Source organism: Candidatus Ichthyocystis hellenicum, from assembly GCF_001460935.1.
Classification (GTDB): domain Bacteria; phylum Pseudomonadota; class Gammaproteobacteria; order Burkholderiales; family 2013Ark19i; genus Ichthyocystis; species Ichthyocystis hellenicum.
On the sequence record NZ_LN906597.1, the window covers coordinates 1,916,012 to 1,942,084 of the forward strand.

At 27.9% G+C, this 26,073-nt stretch carries 10 protein-coding genes; 8 read left to right on the top strand and 2 right to left on the bottom strand.

Annotation, left to right across the window (positions count from 1 at the left end):
* Window positions 1–69: 69 nt before the first annotated feature.
* From Arg41_RS07135 to Arg41_RS07175, 8 genes are all read left to right on the top strand, one after another.
* Window positions 70–4,311, top strand: a complete 4,242-nt coding sequence (locus tag Arg41_RS07135) for a hypothetical protein (protein WP_092490664.1) — start codon at window positions 70–72, stop codon at window positions 4,309–4,311.
* Between the two features lie 113 nt (window positions 4,312–4,424).
* Entirely contained in the window at window positions 4,425–7,925 is a 3,501-nt protein-coding gene (locus Arg41_RS07140; RefSeq protein WP_157722327.1) for a hypothetical protein, read from the top strand.
* 166 nt (window positions 7,926–8,091) lie between these two features.
* Window positions 8,092–11,757: a hypothetical protein gene (locus Arg41_RS07145; RefSeq protein WP_092343581.1), complete on the top strand. Its 3,666-nt coding sequence runs from the start codon at window positions 8,092–8,094 to the stop codon at window positions 11,755–11,757.
* Window positions 11,758–11,930: 173 nt separating this feature from the next.
* Complete coding sequence (locus tag Arg41_RS07150) at window positions 11,931–12,314, top strand: hypothetical protein (protein ID WP_092343582.1); 384 nt, start codon at window positions 11,931–11,933, stop codon at window positions 12,312–12,314.
* Entirely contained in the window at window positions 12,257–15,409 is a 3,153-nt protein-coding gene (locus Arg41_RS07155; RefSeq protein WP_157722328.1) for a hypothetical protein, read from the top strand. The genes Arg41_RS07150 and Arg41_RS07155 overlap by 58 nt, the downstream gene beginning before the upstream one ends.
* Window positions 15,410–15,722: 313 nt before the next feature.
* Window positions 15,723–19,562, top strand: coding sequence for a hypothetical protein (locus Arg41_RS07160; protein WP_092490667.1), 3,840 nt, complete (start codon window positions 15,723–15,725; stop codon window positions 19,560–19,562).
* 478 nt (window positions 19,563–20,040) lie between these two features.
* Window positions 20,041–20,265 (top strand): hypothetical protein, encoded by a 225-nt coding sequence (locus Arg41_RS07165; RefSeq protein WP_092343585.1) that lies wholly within the window; start codon window positions 20,041–20,043, stop codon window positions 20,263–20,265.
* A gap of 739 nt (window positions 20,266–21,004) precedes the next feature.
* Window positions 21,005–24,007 (top strand): hypothetical protein, encoded by a 3,003-nt coding sequence (locus Arg41_RS07175; protein ID WP_092490668.1) that lies wholly within the window; start codon window positions 21,005–21,007, stop codon window positions 24,005–24,007.
* Here Arg41_RS07175 and Arg41_RS08045 read toward each other — a convergent pair.
* On the bottom strand, window positions 23,925–24,206 hold the full coding sequence (locus Arg41_RS08045; RefSeq protein ID WP_157722329.1) for a hypothetical protein: 282 nt from the start codon (window positions 24,204–24,206) through the stop codon (window positions 23,925–23,927). The two genes, Arg41_RS07175 and Arg41_RS08045, sit on opposite strands and share 83 nt — an antisense overlap.
* 279 nt (window positions 24,207–24,485) lie before the next feature.
* Entirely contained in the window at window positions 24,486–26,021 is a 1,536-nt protein-coding gene (locus tag Arg41_RS07180) for a hypothetical protein (RefSeq protein ID WP_092490669.1), read from the bottom strand.
* Between the last annotated feature and the right edge of the window lie 52 nt (window positions 26,022–26,073).

Here is a 26,073-nt window from a genome sequence, read left to right on the forward strand (position 1 = left end):
TTATTTCTACTAGGATAAATACCAGTGTACAATCGTTACTAATTTGTAATAAATTATATTTATTAACATATGAATTCATATTCTTTGGGCAATAACTTTACCGCAGATGTCGTTGATGAAAAAGAAGATATTAAAAGTAATACTAATAATATAACTACTGAGCATTTGTCTTATCAAAACCAATACGTTACTAATATTTTAGCAAAACATGAACCATCTTACAGATTATTAGATTCTCATAATAGTGATGAATTGTTTCAAGATGATGATTATCAAAAAATATTATTACCTCCAGATATATTTAAACTGAACAAATCAGATGAATGTAATCCATCATCTAAAACCGGAAGTCTTTACATTGATAAACCATACACATCTCGCGCACTAAAACGTATATTACCCGAAGATGAACCGTCGTCAACACCACCCTCCTCCAAAAAAATAGATCTTAAAACAATCGCAGATAACAAAAAAAATCATTCAACCTGCCGTAAAGTTCCAGAGCGCCCGATAATTAAAAAAGAGCTATACATAAAATTGTATCCTTGTGATATTAAGAAAATCATGTGTACAGAAAAAATTTGCAATGCCTCACCTTTAACTCTCACAGAACATATTACTGAAAAAAGTACATTCGTTGAGGATGAAGAAGTATTGATATCACCAGACATAAGAAAATCAGAACTCAAACAAATACCACCCCAAGAAAATACTATTAAAAAAAATATAAGTAGTGGTGAGTTGCCTCAATATGATTATTATCAAAAAAGATTATTACCTCCTGATATATTTAAACTTAACAAATTAGATGAATGTACTCTATCATCTAAAACTGGAAGTATTTACACTAGCAAACCATTCACATATAGTTCACAAAAACGCACACTAGTCGAGGATGAATCATCAACACAACTACCACCCCCCAAAAAAATAGATCTTAACCAGATCATAGATAACGAAGAAAGTCATATTTTTGCAGAAGAAATAATAACGGCACTAGATTTTAAAAAAGGACAAAATCATTCAGCTAGCTGTAAAGTACCAGTACAACCGATAATAAAAAAAAAGCTAGTCATAAAATTATATCGTTATGATATTAAGCAAAGCATGTATACAAAAAAAGTTTGTACTACCTCATCTTTAACTCCCATAGAACAGATTACTGAAAAAAACACATCCATTGGAGATGAAACACCGTCAATATCTACAAACCTAAGAAGAGCAGAGCTCAAACTAATCCCCCCCCAAGAAAATACTATTAAAAAAAATATAAGCCTAAAATTATACACCCGCAGCAACTTGTGGCATACAAAAACCAATTTAGGAGTACTGTATAGAGATGCCGTTAAAAAAATAAGTATTGACAATGACGGCTTATTTAAGAATACCGTATTAGAAAAAATTGGTATAATTACCAAAAGGAGAGGTTTATTAAAATCATCTATTAACCTTTCTCCAACCTATTCAAACATACGAAAATTTGCCTTAGACAAAATTTATTCATTGTTTGATGACAGTGCAATTGATTCTGGTATGTTGATAACGCCTGGAATATCTATCTCAGATATAAGATCAACTCTCATATCAAATAATATATTCTTTAAAAAATTACAAAAGTATTGCAAAAAAATTTCAGAAGATGTACTAGCAACTCCGGATAGTTGTTTCTCACATATATTTCAAAGCTATGCTAATTTCAATCTAAAATATTGTTCAAACACAAACAATATCAAAATTAAACTTTCACCTAAAAAAAACAAATTTCTCCCCGCGCTAAAAGAGCTAATTATAGATACAATGTCTAATTTGCCCAAAAGTATTGTTTTAGAAATCGAAAAGCTTGATCAAATAAATATAGTGAATGCTTTGTTTGTAGATGTTCACGGTGCACTAGTATCAAAATCATTGATAAAAAATCTTAATTTATTATTTAATTCCAACAAAAATAAATTTGCAAATAAAAAATTTGATGATAATTTAAGTTTATTCAATGATTTACTAGAAAAAATAGTAAATATGGTAAGAGCATCCTGTATATTTTATGAAGGAATTTTTTTACCGGATGAACCCACAGCAGAGAAATTGTCCAGGTACCTATTATCAGATATGTATAGCTTGCCTTCAAAGTTTAATAAAAAAATTAAATTTCCTGCTCAAAATACATTAAAAATTGATAACTTTATTTTAGATAGCAACAATGAAAAATCTGTATCAGATATAAAAGCTAAAAAAATGGAAATCAATGATGACCACGATTATGATCAAATTGCAACAACATCAGTTACAAGCAATATAGATCAATCAGAACAACGAAAAATGATAAAAGAATTTATCCTAAAATCGTATTGTAAAGCTAACTTGTTTTCTGCAGAGAATACATCAAATATATATGAGGATGCTACTAAAAAAATCATCATAGATAACAATTGTCTATTTAAGAATAAAGTATTAGAAGAATTCGGCACTTATATTACAAGTAGGGGGATCACAAAGTCATCAATTAATCTCTCCAAAACCTATTCAAATGTACGCAAATATATTTTGGATAAATTTACTCCCTTTATTAATGATGCTATAACCACTACAGATGTATTAATAACTCCTGGGATGCATCTATCAGATTTATCATATAATTTAGTATCAAATGGAGCCCTCTTTGAAAGATTAAGTAAAAACTGTGAGGAAATTGTAAAAAGTATCCACTTGATTCCTAATAATTATTTTTTGAGCATTATTCAAAGCTATATTTATTTTAACCCAACTGAACGCTTGTTAATTACTAAAAAGAAAAAAAAATTGTGCTTAGAGGTAAAACTGATAATTGTAGAAACGATATCTAATTTAACAAATAATATAATTCACGAACTAAAAAAATTTAAGCCAAATGAAGTAGTCGATGGATTATTTGCAAATATACACGGTGTATATTTGCCCAAATCGTTAATAAGAAAACTAAGATTAATTTTTAATTCTAACAATCTACCAGTCAAAAAATCTAAACCTGATTTAAATTCAATCAACAATTTACTTATGAAAGTAGTGAGTGAAGTAGAAATATGCCCAATATTACATGAAGGAAAAATATTTTCTCTAGGAAAATCTACCGCAAAAATACTGTCTAAATACCTTTTATCAGACATGTACAGCATACCGGAAAAGATTAAGAAAAAACTTGCCCCTCATAAATATATTAGAGACAATGCACTGGAAAGTAATCATGAAAAAAGTTCTGCAACTAATAATGCTGATAACGTGGAGCCACCATTATTAGAAAGTCCAATACTCATTCCACAAAAAAGATTAAACTGGGATACTGCTCTTATATCACCTTTAAATATATACAAATCAGCTTTGTCAATGATTGATATTGACAAAGATTATTTTGAGTGTTCTTTTATAGATAAAATTAGGAACTATTCGTCGGCAACAAAAAACCTTAGTAAAAATGAGAAAATTAATGTTGATCTTTCCATAACGTATAACAATGTTAAAAATTACATTTTGGAAACATTTTCCCCTTTTCTGAAAGAGATAGAAGAAGAAACTAGAGCAAAAATAAAAATAACTAATGGAATGACCATAGATAAATTAAAATTAACATACGCATCAAATAAAGAGTTTTTAGATAAATTGTATAAATTTTGCACTAAAGTTATCAATCGTATCAATAGTAGTAGAAATGCTACATTAGCAGATCTAATACAGTACCGTATACCTTTAGGAACAGAGATATCAAAAGTAATACGGATGAATAAAAAAAGAAAAAATTTATTTATAAATGAAATAGCAAATCTACTAGTTAAAAATATTTTAAATGCACAAAAAGTAATTACAAATAAGATTAAATTAATATCTAACGCTAAATTTCTGGAAGAACATTTTTCTAATTTTTACGATATATATGTTGATAACGCATCGCTACTAAAAGCTAAATCAGTATTTGATACTGTACATAAAAAAGTGGCCAATGATCATTTATTAATAAAAATAGCAGACAAAATTTCCTTAGATATAGTTGATAAAATTAGAAAAGGAAATAGAATATGCAAGATTATCAATAGCAATATAGTTTGTGGCAAATTATCTACTTACAACTATATAAGAAAATTAGTAGGAAAAGAATTACCTAACCTTAAATATACGATAAATAATCCTATTTTTATTATAAGAGACAATAAAATTGAAACTGCAGATCAAAAAACACGAGATAAAATACTGATTAACCTCGAATCAGACTTAATTGAAACAACAATAAAGTCATACAATAAATTATTTCTTAAAAGATACAGATCATACAAATCAAAAAACTAATAATAAAATATTGTCTTTCATCCGTAATATGATCTTCAATAAATTTATTTCTACTAAGATGAATATTAGTGTAGAATCGTCACTACTATGAAATAAACTACGTTTACTACTATATGAATTCATATACTTTGGGTAATAATTACAATGTGAGTAGCATTGATAAAAAAGAAGATATTAGAAGTGATACTAACAATAAAAATTGTGATTTTAATACTTGGTTTTTACCAAAACACGATCTATCTTGCAATTTTTTAAATCTTCATAATAGTGATGATTTGCTTCAAGAGGGTGATTATCAAGAAATATTATTTCCTCCTGACATATTTAAACTTAGCAAATCAGATGAATATAGTATACCATCCAAAACCAAAGGTTTTTGCACAGAGAAACCATGCACATCTCGTACACTAAAACGCGTACTCGTCGAAGATAAATCGTCGACCCCCAACCCAAAAAGAACAAATATCAAACCAATCGTAAATAACGAGAAAAGTAATATTTTTGCAGAAGAAATAATTAAAGCACCAGAACAGACAATAATTAAAAAAAATCTAATCCTAAGATTGTACACTCGCAGCAAGGCGTGGCATACAAAAACCAATTCAGGAGAACTGTATAGAAATGCCGTTAAAAAAATAAATATTGATAGTAGCGGATTGTTTAAGAACACTATATTAGAAAAAATTAGTAGAATCACTAAAAGGAGAGGTTTATTAAAATCATCTATTGACCTTTCTCTAACATACTCAAACATAAGAAAATTTGCCTTAGACAAAGTCTATTCATTATTTGATGATAATACAATTGATTCAGATATGTCGATAAATCCTGGAATATCTATTTCAGAGCTAAGATCAACTTGCATAGCAACTTGCATAGAAAATAATATACTTTTTAAAAAATTACGAAAGTATTGTAAAAAAGTTGTAGAAGATGTAATAGCAACTCCGGATAATTGTTTCTCACATATATTTCAAAGCTACGCTAATTTCAATATTAAAGGTTATTCAAACGCAAGTAATATCATTATTAGATTTCCTCATAAAAAAAAATTTCTTCCTGCACTAAAAGAGCTAATTATAGAAACAATATCTAATTTGCCAAACAGCATTATTTGTGAGCTTGAAAAAACTGATCAAAAAAATATTGTAAATGCCTTGTTTGTAGATGTGCATGGCGTACTAGTATCAAAATCATTGATAAAAAATCTTAACTTATTTTTTAATTCCAACAAAAATAAATTTGCAGATAAAAAATTTGATGATAATTTAAATTTGTTCGAGGAGTTGCTAGAAAAAATAGTGAACATAGTAAGAATATCCTGTATATTTCACGAGGGAATTTTTTTACCAGATGAATCCACTGCAGAGAAATTATCTAGGTATATATTATCAGATATGTATGACATACCTTTAAAATTTCATAAAAAAATTAAATTTCCTGCTAAAAATACATTAAAAACTGATAACTTTATCTTAGACAGCAACTATGCAAAATGTGTATCCGCCATAAAAAAAGAAATTAGTAATAGTTATCAAATTGCGGCAACATCAGTTATCAGTAGCCTAGATCAATCAGAAAAACGAACAATGATAAAAGAATTTAGTCTGAAACCGTATTGTAAAGCTTACTTATTTTCTGCGTATAATAAATCTAATATATATGAAAATGCCACTAAAAAAATTAACATAGACAATGATTGTCGATTTAAGAATAGCGTGTTAGAAGAACTAGGATCTCTTATTACAAGGATGGGTATCACCAAGTCATCCCTTAATCTCTCCCAAACCTATTCAAATGTACGCAAATATGTTTTGGATAAAGTTGGTCCATTAATTAGTGATGCTATAATCACTACAGATGTAGTGATAACTCCCGGGATGTCTTTATCAGAATTAGCATGTAATTTAGTATCAAACAGCTCTTTCTTTGAAAGATTAAGCAAAAACTGTGAGGAAATTGCAAAAAATATAAATTTGATTCCTAATGATTATTTCTCAATCATTATTCAAAGCTATATTTGTTTTAACCCAACTAAACGCTTATTAATTACTAAAAATAAAAAAAAATTGTGCTCAAAGGTAAAACTGCTAATTATAGAAACTGTATCTAATTTAACAAATAATATTATACATGAGATAAAAAAACTTAATCCAAATGAAGTAGCCGATAAATTATTTGCAAATATACACGGTGTATATTTGCCTAAATCATTAATAATAAAACTAGAATTAATTTTTAATTCTATCAATATACATGGCAAAAAATATAAACCTAATTTAAATTTACTAGACAGTTTACTTACAAAAGTATCGAACGAAGTAGAAGTATGTCCCGTATTACATGAAGGAAGAATATTTTCTCTAGGAAAGTCAACCGCTAAAATGCTATCCAGATACATTTTATCAGATATATACAAGATACCTGACAAGATTCATAAAGTACTACCACTTCATAAACATATTAAAGACAATATATCAGATAGTAATTATGAAAAAAGTTCTACAACTAATAATAATGATAATATGGAACCATCATCACTAGAAAAAACAACACTCATCCCTCAAAAAAAATTGAAATGGAACACTGATCTTATATCCCCTTCAAACATATATAAATCAGCTTTATCAATGATTGATATTGACAAAGCTAATTTTAAGTATTCTTTTATAGATAAAATTAGGAAGTATCCGTTAGTAATAAAATACCTTAGCAAAAAAGGAAAAATTGATATTGATCTTTCTATAACGTATAACAACGTTAAAAATTATATTTTGGAAACATTTTCCCCTTTCCTGAAAGATATTGAAGAAGAAACGAGAGCAAAAATAAAAATAACTAATGGAATGACCATAGATGAATTAAAATTAACATACGTATTAAATGTATCAAATAAAGATTTTTTATATAAATTACATAAATTTTGTACTAAAGCAGTCAATCGTATTAATAGTAGTGTAGAAAATTCTACATTACCAAATCTGATACAGTCACGTGTACCGTTAGAAATAGAAGCACAAAAAATAATAATTCTAATAGACAAAAAAATAAAAACTGAACTCCATAATGAAATAGCCAATCTACTGGCTAAAAACATTTTAAATGTCCCTGAAGTAATTATAAATGCGATTAAATTAATATCTGACACTAAATTTTTAGAGGAATATTTCTCTAACTTTTACGATATATATGTTGATAATGTATCGCTACTAAAAGCTAAATCAGTATTTGATACCGTACATAAAAAAGTTGCCAATAACAATTTGTTAATAAAAATGGCAGATAAAATTTACTTGGATATTAACGATAAAATTATAGAAGGAAATAGAATAGGCAAGATTATCAATAGCAATGTAGTTTGTGGTAAGTTATCTACCTACAACTATATAAGAAAATTAGTAAAAATAGAATTACCTACCCTTAAGGATACGCTAAGTAATCCCATTCTTATTATACGCAATAATAAAATTGAAACTGCAAATCAAAAGACACGGGATAAAATATTGATCAACCTCGAATCAGACCTAATTAAAACAAGCATAGAGTCGTACAAAAAATTATGTACCCAAAAATATAGGTTATACAAATCAAAAACTGATAATAAAAAATTATGATTCGTATAAATTATATATTTAAATAAAGATTTAGAATAGCCATATAACTACTAGCAGTAGGTATTTTTTTCATCAGCAGTAACATGATTTCAATAAATTCATTCTACTAAGATGAATATCAGTGTACAATCATCATCCCTTTGGAATAAATTATACCCATTATTATATGTATTCATATCTTATTTTAGGAAGTAACTCTAATGTAGACGGCGTTGATAAAAAAGAAAATATTAAGAGTGAGGATAATGATATAAGTACCGATAATTTATCTTATCAAAATAAATACGTGACTAATAATGGAAATTATGATTTTAATACTGGAATTTTAACAAAAAACGGACCACCTTACGATTTTTTAAATCTTCATGATAGTGGTGAGTTGTTTCAAGAGGATGATTTTCAAAAAAGATTATTTCCTCCTGACATATTTAAACTTAGCAAATTAGATGAATGTAATCTATTATCCAAAACAAAAGATTTTTACACTGATAAACCATGCACATCTCGTACACTAAAACGCATGCTCGTCGAAGATGTATCGTCGACCCTACCCACCAAGACCAAAAGAATAAATCCCAAACCAATTTCTGATAACGAAAAAAGTCATATTTTTGAAGAAGAAATGATTAAAGTACCAGAACCAATAATTAAAAAAGATCTAGACACAAGACAGATTACTGAAAAAGATACATTCATTGGTGATGAAACACCATCAATATCGGCAGATCTAGGAAGAGCAGAGATAAAACAAATACCCTCCAAAGAAGAAAATCAGATTAAAAAAAATCTAATCCTAAAATTGTACACTCGCAGCAAATTGTGGCATAAAAAAACTAATTCATTAATAGTATATAGAGATGCAGTTAAAAAAATAAATATTGACAGTAATAAATTATTTGAGAATAACTTACTAGAAAAAATAGACGAAATTATCAAAAAGAAAAGTTCATTAAAATCATCTGTTGACCTTTCTCCAACCTATTCAAGCATACGAAAATTTACCTTAGACAAAATATCTTCATTATTTGATGATAATGAAATTGATCCAGATATGTTGATAACTCCTGGAATGTCTATTTCTGATATAAGATCAAGTTGCATATCAAATAACATGTTTTTCAAAAAATTACGAAAGTACTGTGAAAAAATTGAAAAAGATGTGCGAGAAATTCCAGATAATTGTCTATCACACGTATTACAGTGTCGTGTTATTTTAAATATTAATGATCATTCAAATTCAGCTAATACTGAGGTTAAATTATATCCACCAAAAAACAAATTTCTCTCTAAACTTAAAGAGTTGATTATAGATACAATATCTAATTTGCCAAACAGCATTATTTGTGAACTTGAAAAAACAGATCAAAAAAATATTGTGAATGCTTTGTTTGTAGATATGCATGGCGTCCTAGTATCAAAATCGCTAATAAAAAATATGAACTTATTGTTTGATTACAACAAAAATAAATTTGCAAATAAAAGATTCGATGATAATTTAAATTTATTCAATGAGATGCTAGAAAAAATAGTAAATATAGTAAAAGTATCTTGTATATTTCATGAAGGGGTTTTTTTACCTGATGAACCAACGACAGAGAAATTATCTAGGTACCTATTATCAGATATGTATGGCATACCTTTCAAATTTCATGAAAAACTTAAACTTTACGCTCAAAGTACATTAAAAATTGATAACTTTATTTTAGATAGCAATTATGCAAAAGGTGTATCAGCCATAAAAATGGAAATTAATGATAATTGTGATAGTGATCTAATTGCAACAACGTCAGTTGTAAGTAACGTAGATCAATCAGAAAAAGGAGCAATGATAAAAGAATTTAGCCTAAAATCGTATTGTAAAGACAACTTATTTTCTGCAAGTAATACATCAAATATATATGAAGATGCAATTAAAAAAATTATCATAGATAATAATTGTCGATTTAAGAATAGAGCATTAGAGGAATTAGGCTCTTTTATTACCAGTAGGGGATTCACAAACTCTTACCTTAATCTATCCAAAACCTATTCAAATGTACGCAAATATGTTTTAGATAAAGTTACTCCTTTTATTAATGATGCTGTAACCAATGCAGATGTACTGATAAACCCTGGTATGTCTTTATCAGACTTAGCATATAATTTATTATCAAATGGAACTTTCTTTGAAAGATTAAGTAAAAACTGTGAAGAAATTGTAAAAGGTATACTTTCGATTCCTAATCATTATTTCTTAAGAATAGTTCAGAGTTATGTTTATTTGAGCGCAACTGAAAGGTTAAGAATTAATAAAAAGAAAAAAAAATTGTGCCCAGATGTAAAACTGCTAATTATAGAAACAATATCTAATTTACCGTATAATATTACCCATGAGATAAGAAAACTTAATCCAAATGAAATAGCCGACAGACTATTTACAAACATACACGGTGTAAATTTACCAAAATCCTTGGTAAGAAGACTAGAATCAATTTTTAATTCTAGCAAGATACCTGGCAATAAATCCAGACCCAATTTAAATTTACTCAACTGTTTATTTGCAAAAATATTGAGTGAAATAAAAACATGCCCCGTATTACATAAAGAAAAAATATTTTATCTAGGAAAGTCTACTGCAAAAATACTGTCTAAATACTTTTTATCTGATATGTATAACATCCATGACAAAATTCATAAAAAAATTTCCCTTCATAAACATAGTATAGAAAATACACCAGAAAGTGATTATGAAAAAAGCTCTGCAACCAACAATGATGATAGCATGGAATCACCGTTATTAGAAAAAACAATACTCATTCCACAAAAAAAATTGAAGTGGGACACTGATCTTATATCACCTTTGAATATATACAAATCAGCTTTGTTAATGATTGATATTGACAAATCTGATTTTGAGTGTTCTTTTATAGATAAAGTTAGGAACTATCCGGTAGTAATAAAATACATTAGTGAAAAAGAAAAAATTAACATTGATCTTTCTATAACGTATGACCATGTTAGAAAAGATATTTTGAAAAAATTTTCCCCTTTTCTGAAAGAGATTGAAGAAGAAATAAGAGCAAAAATAAAACCTGTTAATGGAATGACTGTAGATAAACTAAGACTAGCCTACGTATCAAATGAAGAAAATTTTTTAGACAAATTAAGCGAATTTTGTACCAAGATGATAAATAGTATCAATAATAGTAGTAATTATACATTAACATATATGATGCAGTGCGTTGTATCACTAGGAACGGAAACGCAAAAAGTAATTAGACTGGACAAAAAAAGAAAAATTTCATTACATAAAGAAATAGCAAATCTACTGATTAGGAACATTTTAAATGTACCTAAGGTAATTGTAAGTATGGTTAAGTTAATACCTAACACTAAATTTATAGAGGAATATTTCTCTAATTTTTACGATATATACGTTGATAACATATCCCTACTAAAAGCTAAATCAGTATTTGACGGTGTACACAAAAAAGTAGTCAATGACTGTTTATTAATAAAAATAGCAGATAAAATTTCTCTGGATATGGTTAATAAAAAGAGCACAGAAAGATACATCACGCCTAAGATTGTTAATCGCTACATAGCTTGTAGAGAACTATCTACATACAAGTATATAAGAAAATTGATAAAAGAAGATATACAGACACTTAAATATAAACTAGTAGATCCTATTATGATTATTCGCAATGATAAAATTGAAGCTGCAGATCAAAAAACACGGGATAAAATACTGATTAACTTAGAATCAGACCTAATTGAAACAACCATAAAGTCGTACCACAAATTATGTACTAAAAAATACAGAACATACAAATCAAAAAATGGATACTAAAAAATTATTATTCGTATAAATTTATACATTCAAATAAAAATCTAGATCATATAACTACTAGCGGTAAATATATTTTTTTCATCAGCAATATGATTTCAATAAATTTATTTCTACTGATATTCATATAAGTGTACAATTCCCATTCCTTTGAAATAAATTATATTTCTTAATGTATGTATTCATATCTTTTAGGCAGTAGATTTAATGCAGATGGCGTTGATGAAAAACAATATATTAACAGTGAAACTAATAATATAACTACTGAGCCTTTATCTTATCAAAACAAATGCATGACTAGTAATGAAAATTATGATTTTCATACTGAAGTTTTACCAAAACACGAACCATATTACGATTTTTTAAATCTTCATAATAGTGGTGATTTGTTTCAAGAGGATGATTATCAAAAAAGGTTGTTACCTCCTGATATATTTAAACTGAACAAATTAGGTGAATGTAATCTATTATCTAAAACCAAAGGTTCTTACACTGATAAACCATGCACATCTCGCGCACTAAAACGAATACTAGTCCCAAAACAGTGGATTCACCTATAGTTATAAAAGAATTACACATAAAACTGCATCGTTGCAATACTAAACAAAGCATGGAAAATAAAATAATTTGCAATGATGAATCGTCCATAAATTCTACAGGACAATCAATAAATACTCCTACTTCAAAAAATATCGAACAAACCATACAAAAACATTCTATTAGTTGTAAAACACCAGAACCACCCATAATTATAAAAGAATTATATGTGAAATTGCATCGCTGTAGTCTTAAACAAATAGTAGAAAATAAAAAAATATGCAGAGCATCCATAACTTCCACGGAACAAATAATAAATACCTATATTTCAAAAAATCTCAAAGAGAAAACACAAATCCATACAACCACTCCAGAAGCATCAAAACTGAATGCAACAAAAAAAGAAATAAGATTAAAATCATACCGTCCCATTAGATGGCACTGTACAAAGAACTATTCAAATGTATATAGGAATGCCATTAAAAAAATTAATATTGACAACAATGGATTATTTAGGAGTACTACATTGAGAGAAATACGCAAGTGTATTAAAAATAAGGATTTTATAAAATCATCCATCGATCTATCTAGAACTTATTTTAATATACGTATGTATGCTTTATGGAAGATTGCTCCATTTATTGAAAAAAACATACTGGAGGAGAATATATTAATAACTCCTGGGATGTCTGTTTCAGATTTGAGATCAAGCTGCACATCAAATACCAATTTTTTTAAGAAGCTACAAAAACAATGTGGAAAAATTGCAAAAAGTATACGGGCATCTACTGACAGATATTTTTCGCGTATATTACAAACGTATGTTTGTATTAATTATAAATCTCATTCAGATTCAACTTATAAACACAAGAGGATTAAATTCTGTTCGAATCAAAACAAATTGCTAAAAAAATTAAAAGAGTTAATTATAAATACTATACTTAATTTACCCAGTAGCATCATTTGTGAAATCAATAGATTTAATCAAAATGGTATTGTTAACTCTCTGTTTTCAGAAGTACATGGCGTTCTAGTAGACAACTCATTGATAAAAAATATAAGATTGTTTTTTAGTTCCAATAAAAACAAATTTATAAATAGTAAATTTGATGATAATTTAAATTTGATTAAAAATTTACTTGAAAAGATAGAAAATATAGTAGGGTCGTCGTATATATTTCATGAGAAAGTTTTATTGCCAAGTAAACCTATAGTAAAAAAACTATCTAAATACTTATTATCAGATATGTATGGCATGCCAGATAACTTTTACATAAAACTTAAAATAGCAGCTAAAAATATAACAGAACATCGAAAATCGAGTGGAGATGTTAATCAATTAGAGCAATATGTAATGATGAAAGAAGTTAATCTAAGACGATATCGTAATATTAACCTATGTTCAGAAGAATTTACGTCAATCATATACGAAGATGCTATTAAAAAAATCGATGTTGATAGCAACGAGATGTTTATTAGGAGTGTATTAGATAAACTAAGTAATTCTATTACACGCAGAGGAATTACAAAATCATCTCTTGACCTTTCTGTAACTTATTCAAATGTTCGCAGGTATGTTTTGGATAAAATTTCTCCTTACATTATCAATATTATTACTGTTGCAGATGTAGAAATAACTCCTGGAATGTCGTTATCAGACGTAAAACACAATTTCATATCAAATAACGTTTTCTTTGAAAAACTACGTAAAAGCTGTGAAGAAATTGTAAAAAACATAAATTCAATTCCAAAAGATTATTTTTCAAATATTGTTCAAACCTATGTTTATTCTAATTTATCTGAACGTTTTAGAATTTATGGCAAGAAAAATAAACTTTGCTCAGAAGTAAAATCATTAATTATGGATACAATATTAAATTTGCCCAATAGCACTATTGACAAGCTTAAAACGTTCAAACAAAGTGAAATCATAAGAGGATTATTTTCGGACATACATGGTGTATACATCACCAAATCATTAATAAGAAAAATAATATTAATTTCAAATTCTAACAAACTACCAGACAACAAATATGGACCTGATTTAAATTTACTCAACAACTTACTTACAAAAGTATTGAGTGAAGTAGAAACTTACCCCATACTACATGAAGGAAAAATATTTTCTCTAGAAAAATCTACAGCAAAAATACTATCTAAATACCTTTTATCAGATATGTATAAAATACCGGCAAAGATTAGGAAAAGACTTACCCCTAATAAGAATATTAAAGATAACATATCGGAAAGTAATTATAAAAAAAGTTCAGCAACTAATAATGATGATGATAATATAGAACCATCATTACTAGAAAAACCAATACTCATTCCACAAAAAAAATTAAAGTGGGAAACTGATCTTGTATCACCTTTAAATATATACAAATCAGCTTTGTCAATGGTCGATATTGACAAAGCTGATTTTGAGTACTCTTTTATAGATATAATTAAGAACTATCCGTCGGTAACAAAACACCTTAGTAAAAAAGGTAAAATTAACGCTGATCTTTCTACAACCTATAGCAATGTTAAAAATTACATTTTGGAAACATTTTCCCCTTTTCTGAAAGAGATAGAAAAAGAAACGAGAGCAAAAATAAAAATAACTAATGGAATGACCATAGATGAATTAAAATTAATATACGCATCAAATAAAGAGTTTTTAGATAAATTGCGTAAATTTTGCACTAAGGTTATCAATCGTATTAATAGTAGTAGAAATACCACATTATCAGATCTGGTACAGTTCCGTATACCGTTAAGAACGGAAATATCAAAAGTAATACGGGTAAATAAAAAAAGAAAAAATTTATTTCTCAATGAAACAGAAAATCTACTAGTTAAAAACATTTTAAATATCCCTAAAGCAATTGTAAATACTATTAAATTAATATCCAACACTAAATTTATAGAGGAACATTTTTCTAATTTTTACGATATATATGTTGATAATGTATCGCTACTAAAAGCTAAATCAGTATTTGATTACGTAAATAAAAAAGTGGCCAATGATCACTTATTAATAAAAATAGCAGACAAAATTTCCTTAAATATGGATGATAAAATTAGAGAAGGAAATAGAATAGGCAAGATTATCAATAGCAATATATCTCGATAGTAAAACTGAAACTGCAGATCAAAAGACACGAGATAAGGTACTGATTAAACTAGAATTAGACCTAATTAAAACAAGTATAAAGTCTTACAACAAATTATGTATTGAAAGATACAAATCAAAAAATGGATACTAAAAAATTATGATTAGTATAAATTTATATACTCAAATAAAAATCTAGATCATATAACTACTAGCAGTAAATATATTTATATTGTTTTTCATCAGCAACATGATTTCAATAAATTTATTTCTACTAATATGCATATCAGTGTACAATTTCCATTTCTTTGGAATAAATTATATTTCTTACTATATGTATTCATATCTCTTAGGCAGTAACTTTAATGTAGATGGTGTTGATGAAAAAAAAGAGATTAACAGTGGAATTAATGATATAACTACTGAGCAGTTGTCTTATCAAAACAAATACATGACTAATAATGAAAATTATGATTTTCATACTGGAGTTTTACCAAAACACGAACCATATTACGATTTTTTAAATCTTCACAATAGTGGTGATTTATTTCAAGAAGATGATTATCAAAAAAGGTTATTACCTCCTGATATATTTAAACTGAACAAATTAGATGAATGTGACCTATTATCTAAAACCAAAGGTTCTTACACTGATAAACAATGCACGTCTCGTACACTAAAACGAATACTAGTCGAAGATGAATCACCATCAACACCACTGCCCTACCCCCAAAATATAGAAGAAATAGCACAAAAACACTCGATTAGTCCCCAAATAGTGGATTCACCTATAGTTATAAAAGAATTACACATAAAACTGCATCGTTGCAATACTAAACAAAGCATGGAAAATAAAATAATTTGCAATGATGAATCGTCCATAAATTGTACAGGACAATCAATAAATACCACAACTTCAAAAAATATCGAACAAGACATACAAAATAATTATAATAGTTGTAAAACACCAGAGTTACCCACAATTAGAAAAGAATTACACATAAAACTGCATCGCTGCAGCCTTAAACAAATAATGGAAAATAAAAAAACACGCGTGGTACCATCTATAAATTCTACGGAACAAATAATAAATAGCACTTCCGTTTCAAAAAATACACGAAACCATACAGTCACTCCAGAAACATCAAAACTGTATGCAATAAGAAAAGAAATAAGATTAAAATCTTACCATCCCAGTAACTGGCATCATACAAAGAACTATTCAAATGTATATAGGGATGCCATTAAAAAAATTAACGTTGACAGCAATGGATTATTTAAGAGCTGTGCGTTGAAAGAAATACATAAGTACACTAGAAATAAGAATTTTATAAAATCATCCATCGATCTATCTAGAACTTATTTTAACATACGCATGTATGCTTTATGGAAGATTTATCCATTTCTTGAAAAAATGGAGGAAGATATATTAATAACTTCTGGGATGTCTATTTCAGATTTAAGATCAAGCTGCACATCAAATACCATTTTTTTTAGGAAGTTGCTAAAAAAGTGTGAAAAAATTGCAAATAACATACGAGTAACTACTAATAGCTCTTTTTCGCGCATATTGCAAACTTCTGTTGGTGTTAATTATAAAGATCGTTCAAATCAAACTTATAAGAACAAGAGGATTAAATTTTGTTCGGATCAAAATAAACTGCTAACAGAATTGAAATACTTGATTATAGATACCATACTTAATTTACCTAATAGCATCATTTGTGAAATAAATAGATTTAATCAGAATGATCTTGTTAACTCTCTATTTTCAGAAGTACATGGTGTGCTAGTATATAACTCACTAATAAAAAAAATAAGATTATTTTTTAATTACAACAAAAATAAATTTATAGATAGTAAATTTGATGATAACTTAAATTTGATTAACAGTTTACTTAATAAGATAGAAAACATAGTAGGATCATCATATATATTCCATGAAAGAGTTTTTTCACCAAATAAACATATGGTAAAAAAATTATCCAGATACTTATTATCAGACATGTATGGCATACCAGCTAAATTTTACGAAAAACTTAAACTATCTCCTGAAAATATAGAAAAACATCTCAAATTAGGTAACGATATCAATGTAAAAAATGTTAAGCAATCAGAACAATCTGTAACTACAAGAGAATTCAATCTAAAAATGTATCGCAAGGTTGACTTATGTTCCGCAGAATTTACATCAATCATATACGAAGATGCTATTAAAAAAATTGATATTGACAGCAATGGGTTATTTATTAAGAGTGTATTAGATAAACTAGGAACTTTTATTATAAGCAGAGGAATTACAAAATCATCCCTTGACCTTTATGTAACTTATTCAAATGTTCGCAAATATGTTTTGGATAAAGTTTCCCCATACATTAATAGTATAATAACCTCTACAGATTTATTAATAACTTCTTTAGTGCCCATTTCAGAATTAAGTTCTAATTGCATATCAAATAGCATTTTCTTTGAAAAGTTTACTGAAAAATGTGAAGAAATTGCAAAAAACATAAATTCAATTCCTGACGATTATTTCTCAAATATTATTCAAAGTTATGTATATTCTGGTTTAAATGAACGTTTTAGAATTGATTGTAAAAAAAGTGAACTTTGCTCAGAAGTAAAGTCGTTAATTATGGATACAATATTAAATTTACCCAATAGCACCATTGACAAACTTAAAAGGTTTAAACAAAGTGAAATTATAAGCGGTTTATTTTCGGATATACATGGTGTATACATCCCCAAATCTTTAATAAGGAAATTAGTATTGTTTTGTAACTCTAATAAGCTCACAAATGACAATGGCAATTTTAAATCTAATTTAAGTTTGCTCAGTAAGTTACTTGCGAAAGTATTAAGTAAAGTAAAGTCATCACCCATTTTACATGAGGAAAAACTATTTTTTCCAAGTGAATCCACTGCAGAACTACTATCTAGATACTTATTGTCAGATATGTACGGCATTCCATTTAAATTTCATAAAAAATTTAAACTTAGTATATCAAGTAATGATTTAGATGAAGATTGTACAAAAAATGCCAGCCATTATGATTACGTTAATATAGAACCACAATTACTAGAAAAAACCATACTTATTCCGACCGCGGACTATGCATGGAACCCAAAATTTATAACATCCCTAAATATATATGAATTAGCCATATCAATGATTGATATTGACAAAGGAGATTTCGAAGACTCTATTATAGATAAATTCAAGCATTATCCATTAATGAAAAAACACCTTAGAAAGAAAGAAAAAATTGATATTGATTTTTCTATAACGTATAACAATGTTAAAAAATATATCTTGGAAATATTCTGTCCTTTCTTGAAAGAAATTGAAGAAGGAACAAAATCAAAAACAAAACCTGTTAACGGTATGACTATAGATGAATTAAGAAGCACTTACATATCAGATAAAGAATTATTTGATAAATTACGCAAATTTAGTACTAAAATAATCAATCGCATTAAAAACTGTAGGAACAATACATTGATAAATCTTATTCAGTACCATGTACATTTAGAAAATTTAAAATCAGTAGCAATAAAAAAAAACATGAAAGTTAAATATTATAATGATACGATATCGGAATTGTTAGTCAGAAACATCTCAAATATTGAGGATATGATTGTAAGTGCGATTAAATCAATACCTAACTCCAAAATTATGGAAGGCTGTTTTTCTCATTTTCACGATATGTATATTGACAATGAATCACTACTGAAAATCAAATTGGTATTTGATTCTGTGCAAAAAAAAGTATCTAATGATAATTTATTAAACAGACTATTAGATAGGATTCATTTAGATATAATTGATAAAATTGAAAAAGAAAATAACATATATACTATCCTTAATGGGCACATTCTACACGGAAGACTATCTACATACAGTTACATAAGAAAACTCGTAAAAGAAGAGTTTCCTGCCATTAAAGACAATCTAAGCAACACCATTATGATCATACGTAATGATAAAATTGAAGCGGCGGATCAAAAAATAAGGGGTGAAATATTGGAGAGACTAAGATCTGACTTAATTGCAACAACCATAAATTCATACAGAAGGTTATGCGTTAAGAAATACAGAGCATATAAGTCAAAAATGATAAATATAAAACCACGCTATAAGGTAAAAGAAAAAGCTTGCCAGAAGATGCCTTAAAGCACAATAATCAAAAAATGAGTTAACTTAAAATCTAAAGTAACTATTAGCAATAGGTTTTGTAATCAATGACATAAACTAAATTTCATAAGAATTATTTCTACGAAAATTAATACCAGTGTACACTTTCATTACAGTGACCCTGAAATAATTTTAATTTTTGTTGCTGAGCAACCATCTACATTTCATCATATAAAACTTAAAGTTATTGAAGACAAACCACACTCAACAACACCGAAGTCAAAAAGACATTAAACAAAACATATATAATGATGAAAAAAATTGCAATACATCATATTTAACTCCTACAAAACATATAATATGTTATTCAATTTCAAAAAATTATGAATAATTGATGAATAAAAATAGCAAAAACAATACCCATTCAGAGTATAATCACAGGTGAATAAAGATATATTGGTCAAATAAATATTTTTTATACATTGCATCATCACTGAATGATAATTATAAAGAAAAATTGTTACCGCCGGATATATTTAATTTAACTAGATTAAGTGGATCTGATTTATCATCCAAAATTTACAGTTTTGACACCAATCAACCATCTACGTCTCGTGCTGTAAAACGTAAATTCATTAAAGATGAGCCACTATCAACAGAATCAATCCACAAAAGATCAAATATTAATCAGATCATGGGAGACGAAAAAAAATTTAAACAAATACCGTTTGATGAAAATTAGATTAAAAAAGTCTAAGCCTAAACTTTTATCGTCGCATCAATTTATGATATACAAAAACTAATTCAGGAACAGTATATATAGATGGCATTAAGATGCCATTAAAAAAATTAATATTGACAATATATGGATTATTTAAGAATAGTGTATTAGAAAAAATTAGTGAAAGTATTATAATAAGAGGTTTATCATAATCCTAGATTGATCTCTCCAGGAATGTTTATTTCAGGTATACGATCCGGTTGTATATAAAAAATGTAAATTATATAGATCCAAATAGTAAAAATGCCAAATTTTCTTATCGAAAAGATAAACTTCTCCACAAATTTAAGGAACTGATTATAGATATTATATATAATTTGTCAAACAGCATCATTTACGAAATTCAAAGATTAGATCAAAACAGTATTGTAAGTGCTTTGCTTTCAGATATTCATGGCATATTAATATCAAAATCATCTATAAAAAGTTTAATCTTATTACTTGGCTATAATAAACACAAATTAGATAAGAATAATGATCATGATATGTATGTTGACAACATATAACTACTAAAGTCTAAACTAATATCTGATACTATCACCCTAAATAGAAAACAAAATGCATAATTATGCATAATAAATATATTATTATTGTCAAGCTTTATCATCATGAAGCAACTAGGAATAATTTATTTTCACTAAAATCGGGACCAGTGTAAAATGGATGGTAACTTGAATAATCGTTATTTAGGTTTTATCTAATGTACCCATATCATTCAGGAAACAATTTTACGGAAAGCAACATTGATGATAATAAAAACGAGACCCATGATAATACTACTGAGTATGGATATCACAAAGACTCGAATCGCTTTGACCATCGTGTAGGCATTATAGCAAAAAATGAGCTCTCTACCCCATTTTTAAATTTTTGTACTCACGACGCATCGTACCAATATAATAATCGTGAAGAAAATTTATTGCCCCCTGATATATTTAAATTGACTAAAATTTACGGTTTTGACACTGATCAACCATCTACATCTCGTGCTTTAAAACACCAATGCATTGAATATGAATATCTATCAATGGAACCAATCCCCAAAGTAATATGCCTTAAACAAATCATGGGGAACGAAAAAAATTACGTAGCATCACTATCTTTTACAGAAAAAGTAACAAAATCTTCAAATTTGAAAAATATTGAACAAAAAAAAAATTTAGATAAATCAAAAATACCGGGTTGGCCTATAATTAAAAAAGAAATACGTATAAAGTTACATCGTTGTGATGTTAGAGAAATCATGTGTGAAGAAAAATCTTGCAGAGACTTGCCTTTAACTTCCACAGAACATATTACTGCAAAAAACACATTCACCGACAATAAAACACTGTCAATAACACAAAACCTAAGAGGATTAGAACCTAAAAAAATATCAATCAACAAAAATGTGCTTAAAAAAAATATAATCCTAAAATCTTATCGGCAGCATCGCATCAATTTGTGGCATACGAAATCTAACTCAAGAATAGTATACATAGATGCGATAAAAAAAATAGTTATAGATAATAAAGGATTATTTAAGAGAAGCGTATTAAAAAAAATGAGTGAAATTATTGAAAGAAGAAATTTATTAAAATCATCCATTGACCTTTCTCAGACTTATTCAAATATACGCAAGTATGTCTTAGATAAGATATCTTCATTACTTGAAGATGATACAATTGACTCAGGTATATTGATAATTCCAGGAATGTCTATTTCAGATCTACGATCAAGCTGCCTATCAAATAATATGTTTTTTAAAAAATTACGAGAGTATTGTAAAAAAATCGCAAAGGATATACGAGTAACTCCTAATAATTATTTTTCACATATATTTCAAAATAACATTATTATAAACAATAGTGGCTCCCTAAATCAAACTAAGGCCAATATTAGATTTCAGCCTAGAAAAGGTAAATTTATCCCGGATCTAAAAGAGTTGATCATAGATACGGTATCCAATTTACCCAACAGTATCACTTGTGAAATTGAGAAGATCGATCCAGAAAGCATTGTTAATTATTTATTTTCAGATGTACATGGTGTATTAGCATCAAAATCATTGATAAAAAATATGAACTTATTATTTGCGTCCAATAGACATGAATTTGAATTTGCAAATAAAAGATTTGATGATAATTTAAATTTGTTCAATAAGTTACTAGAAAAAATAGCAAATATAGTAAGAAAATTTTGTATATTTCATGACGGGGTTTTTTTACCAGATGAATCTACGGTAAAACAACTATCTAAGTACCTGTTGTCAGACATGTATGGCGTACATCCCCAGTTTAATAAAAAACTTAAGTTACTCGGTCAAAATACACAAAAATCTAGAGAATCAATTGACAATGTTAACTTGAAGAGCAATTGTACAAAAGATGTTACAACATCCGTTACAAGAAACACTGATCCATCAGAACAAAAAACAATGAAAAAAGAATTTTGTATAAAACCGTATCGTAAAACTAAACTACTTTCTGCAGATAATACATCAAATATATATGAATATGCCATTAAAAAAATTAATGTAGATAATAATTGCCAATTTAAGGATAGTGTATTAGAAGAATTAGGAGCTAATATTACAAGTAGGGGATTCACAAAGTCATCCCTTAATATCTCCAAAACCTATGCAAATGTGCGCAAATATGTTTTGGATAAAATTTTCCCATACATTAGTGATGCCATAACCAATACTGATGTATTGATAACTCCGGGAATGTCTTTATCAGATTTAGCATATAATTGCGTATCAAATAGTATTTTCTTTGAAAAATTAAGTAAAATCTGTGAAGAAGCTGTAAAAAATATAAAGTTAGTTCCTAGTAATTATTTCTCAAGCATTATTCAAAGTCATATTTATTTTGACTCACCTGAACGTTTAATAATTACTAGCAAGAAAAATAAATTATGTTCAGCGATAAAGCTGCTAATTACAGAAACAATATCTAATTTGCCGAATAATATTATCCATGAGCTCAAAAAATTTAATCCAAATGAGATCTATGATGGATTATTTGTAAATATACATAATATACATTTACAAAAATCATTAATGAGAAAAATAGAACTAATTTTTAATTCTAATAAACTACCAAATAATAAATTTATATCTAATTTAAAATTACTCAACAATTTACTTACAAAGATATTTATAGAAGTAGAATCTCACCCGGTATTACATGAGGGAAAGATATTCTTTCTAGGAGAACATACAGCAAAACTACTATCTAAATACCTTTTATCAGATATGTACAGAGTACCCACCAAAATTCATAAAGAACTTACCCTTTATAAACATACTAAAGATGACATATCAGAAAGTAATTATGAAAAAAGTTCTGAAACTAATATTTGTGACAATATGAAGATATCATTATTAAAAAAACCACTACTTATTCCACGAAAAAAATTTAAGTGGAGCCATAATCCTATGTCGCCCATCTCTATATACAAATTAGCTTTATCAGGAATTGATATTGACAAAAGTGATTTTGAATGTTCCTTAGTAGATAAATTAAAGCACTATTGTTTTGTGATAAAACATCTTAGTGAAAAAGAAAAAATTAATATTGATCTTTCTATAACGTATAACAATGTTAAAAATTATATTTTGGAAACATTTCCCCCTTTTATCTATTGGGGCCATGTCTTGTATTGCTACTTGATGCTGCAGATTCTGCTTTACCCTTGTTTTTGTTTGCTCGTGATGTAAATTGGGCTGCATCTGCTTGTTGCTCAATTTCTCGAGAAAAAAAATTGATTAGATTCGCCATTTTAGGAGATATTCTACGCTGAGCGTTTGATCCTTGCGCTATATTTCGATCTGTATTGGGTGTGCTTCCGGCATTACCCTCATTGTTTGTATTATTAGTTTCCTTTTCTACATTAGAAGCGCCTCTGTTGATCCTCATATTATTATTTTCCTTTTATCAGATTACAGCACTAGTAGTGGTTCGACCTTATTATTTATAAAAAGTCACATGCTTTTAATGGTGATTATAAAAATAAGTGATTATATTTTTTTATTATCTAGGTGATTTTTATTTATAAATTATATGGCATACTAATTTAATTAGTTATTACATGCCAATCTTACGTATTTGTATGCAATCTGAGATTCATAATAGTTTAATTCAATAGATGTGAGGGCTTATATTTCCAAGTACTGGTTGCAATACATATGGGATGTTTTATTTACTATCAGTGGTAATAGATGCATCGATGATTATTCCGCCAATTAATTCTTTTCCCATAATAGTTCCTATTTTTTTGCTAATAATTCTTGTAATCGACCCTAGTGTATGTTCAGCGTAGGAATGATCTACGATAAGGTTTAAGCCAATGTTATTTAGTGGAGCATGCACTAATGATTCGTTATTTTTCCAATCATAGAGTGATGAAATTATACAGTTCATTCCAGATAATGTTTTTGCTAAGCATGAATTTTGGATTAGGGATGTAGCTGTAGATGACTTAAATGGAAGTAATTTCCTATTTGATGGTTGATCTAAATTAATTTTGATAGTTGCAGTTTCTTTGTTTATGTCTTGTTCCATAGAGTATATTTCTGCTTGTTTCTGTATCATAATATTAATAGCCATTGTAAATTTTTTGCACTTATTAATATGACTAATGCATTTATTCGTGTTACGTGTGTTGATGCCAGTAATTATATATACTATTCTTTCGGCTATCAATATCATTGATTTTCTGCAAATTAATGCTGATTTTATGATGCTATCATAGAGTTCTGTAAGTTCTGATAAGCTTGAATTTATAATACTTTCTAGCTCAGAAATTGAAAGGTTGTTTTCTTCTAAATTTCCATTACCTTCTTCTTTAACATAGCAGTTATTACATAAATCTGGTATACTTTCTGTGTGATATATTGCGTCGGTGTTTTTTTCCCATACGGAGTATGTTTCTTCTTCAATATCACGGATAGTTCGAAACTTCGTGGAATGCTCTATTTTTTCTAGGAGTGATTCTACTTTTGAGATAGTATTTTCAAGTTTTTTATCTGAATACTTAGATGAAGATAAATCGGAAATTTCGCATAAACTTGATAAGTTATATAATTCTCTTTGCTTAATATATTTTAGTGATATGGAATTAGAGAATTTTTTGTACGATGGGTAGATTTCGGATCTAAGAAAAATTATGACTGACACGAGATCAGATAGGTTTTTTGCTTTTTTATTACATAAATTAACCCTTTTTTTTAATGATGATAATGTGATAGTTTCTTTCGTTTGTGATTTGCCAAATTTAGTTGCAGCTAAATCTTGTGACTCCATAGTGTTAACTAGTGTGCTGCCAGGTATTTCATCAATGTATGATGGTGCGAAGATGGAAGACGTATTCGGTGTAGATGAGGAAGAGGTAGTGTTTTTGGGTTCTGAACGAAGTTCTTCATTTAGGCTGTTGCTTCTTTTAGGCTGATGTTTAAACATTACTGATAATTTCCTAAAATTAAAGCTTTTGGCTTTTCTAACTACTAATTTACTATCTTCTTGATCTATAATATCTATATGCTGTGACCTTGTATTATTGCTGGGGGAGTCTGGTCGATTATTGTTTAGGGCGCTGTAATCATGCGACGATGGTAGGTTAGGTGTATAAGGTGAATTTGAGCAAGAAGCAGCACCGAGTTGTTCTGTGGTATCAGATATTTCTTCATTTATTTTTAAGCTGTCAATAGAATCTAAATGTGAATATGGTCTCACTTCTCCCCCAAAAATTGCGTATTTGTCGGTATTTTATCTCTTTTCATTGGCT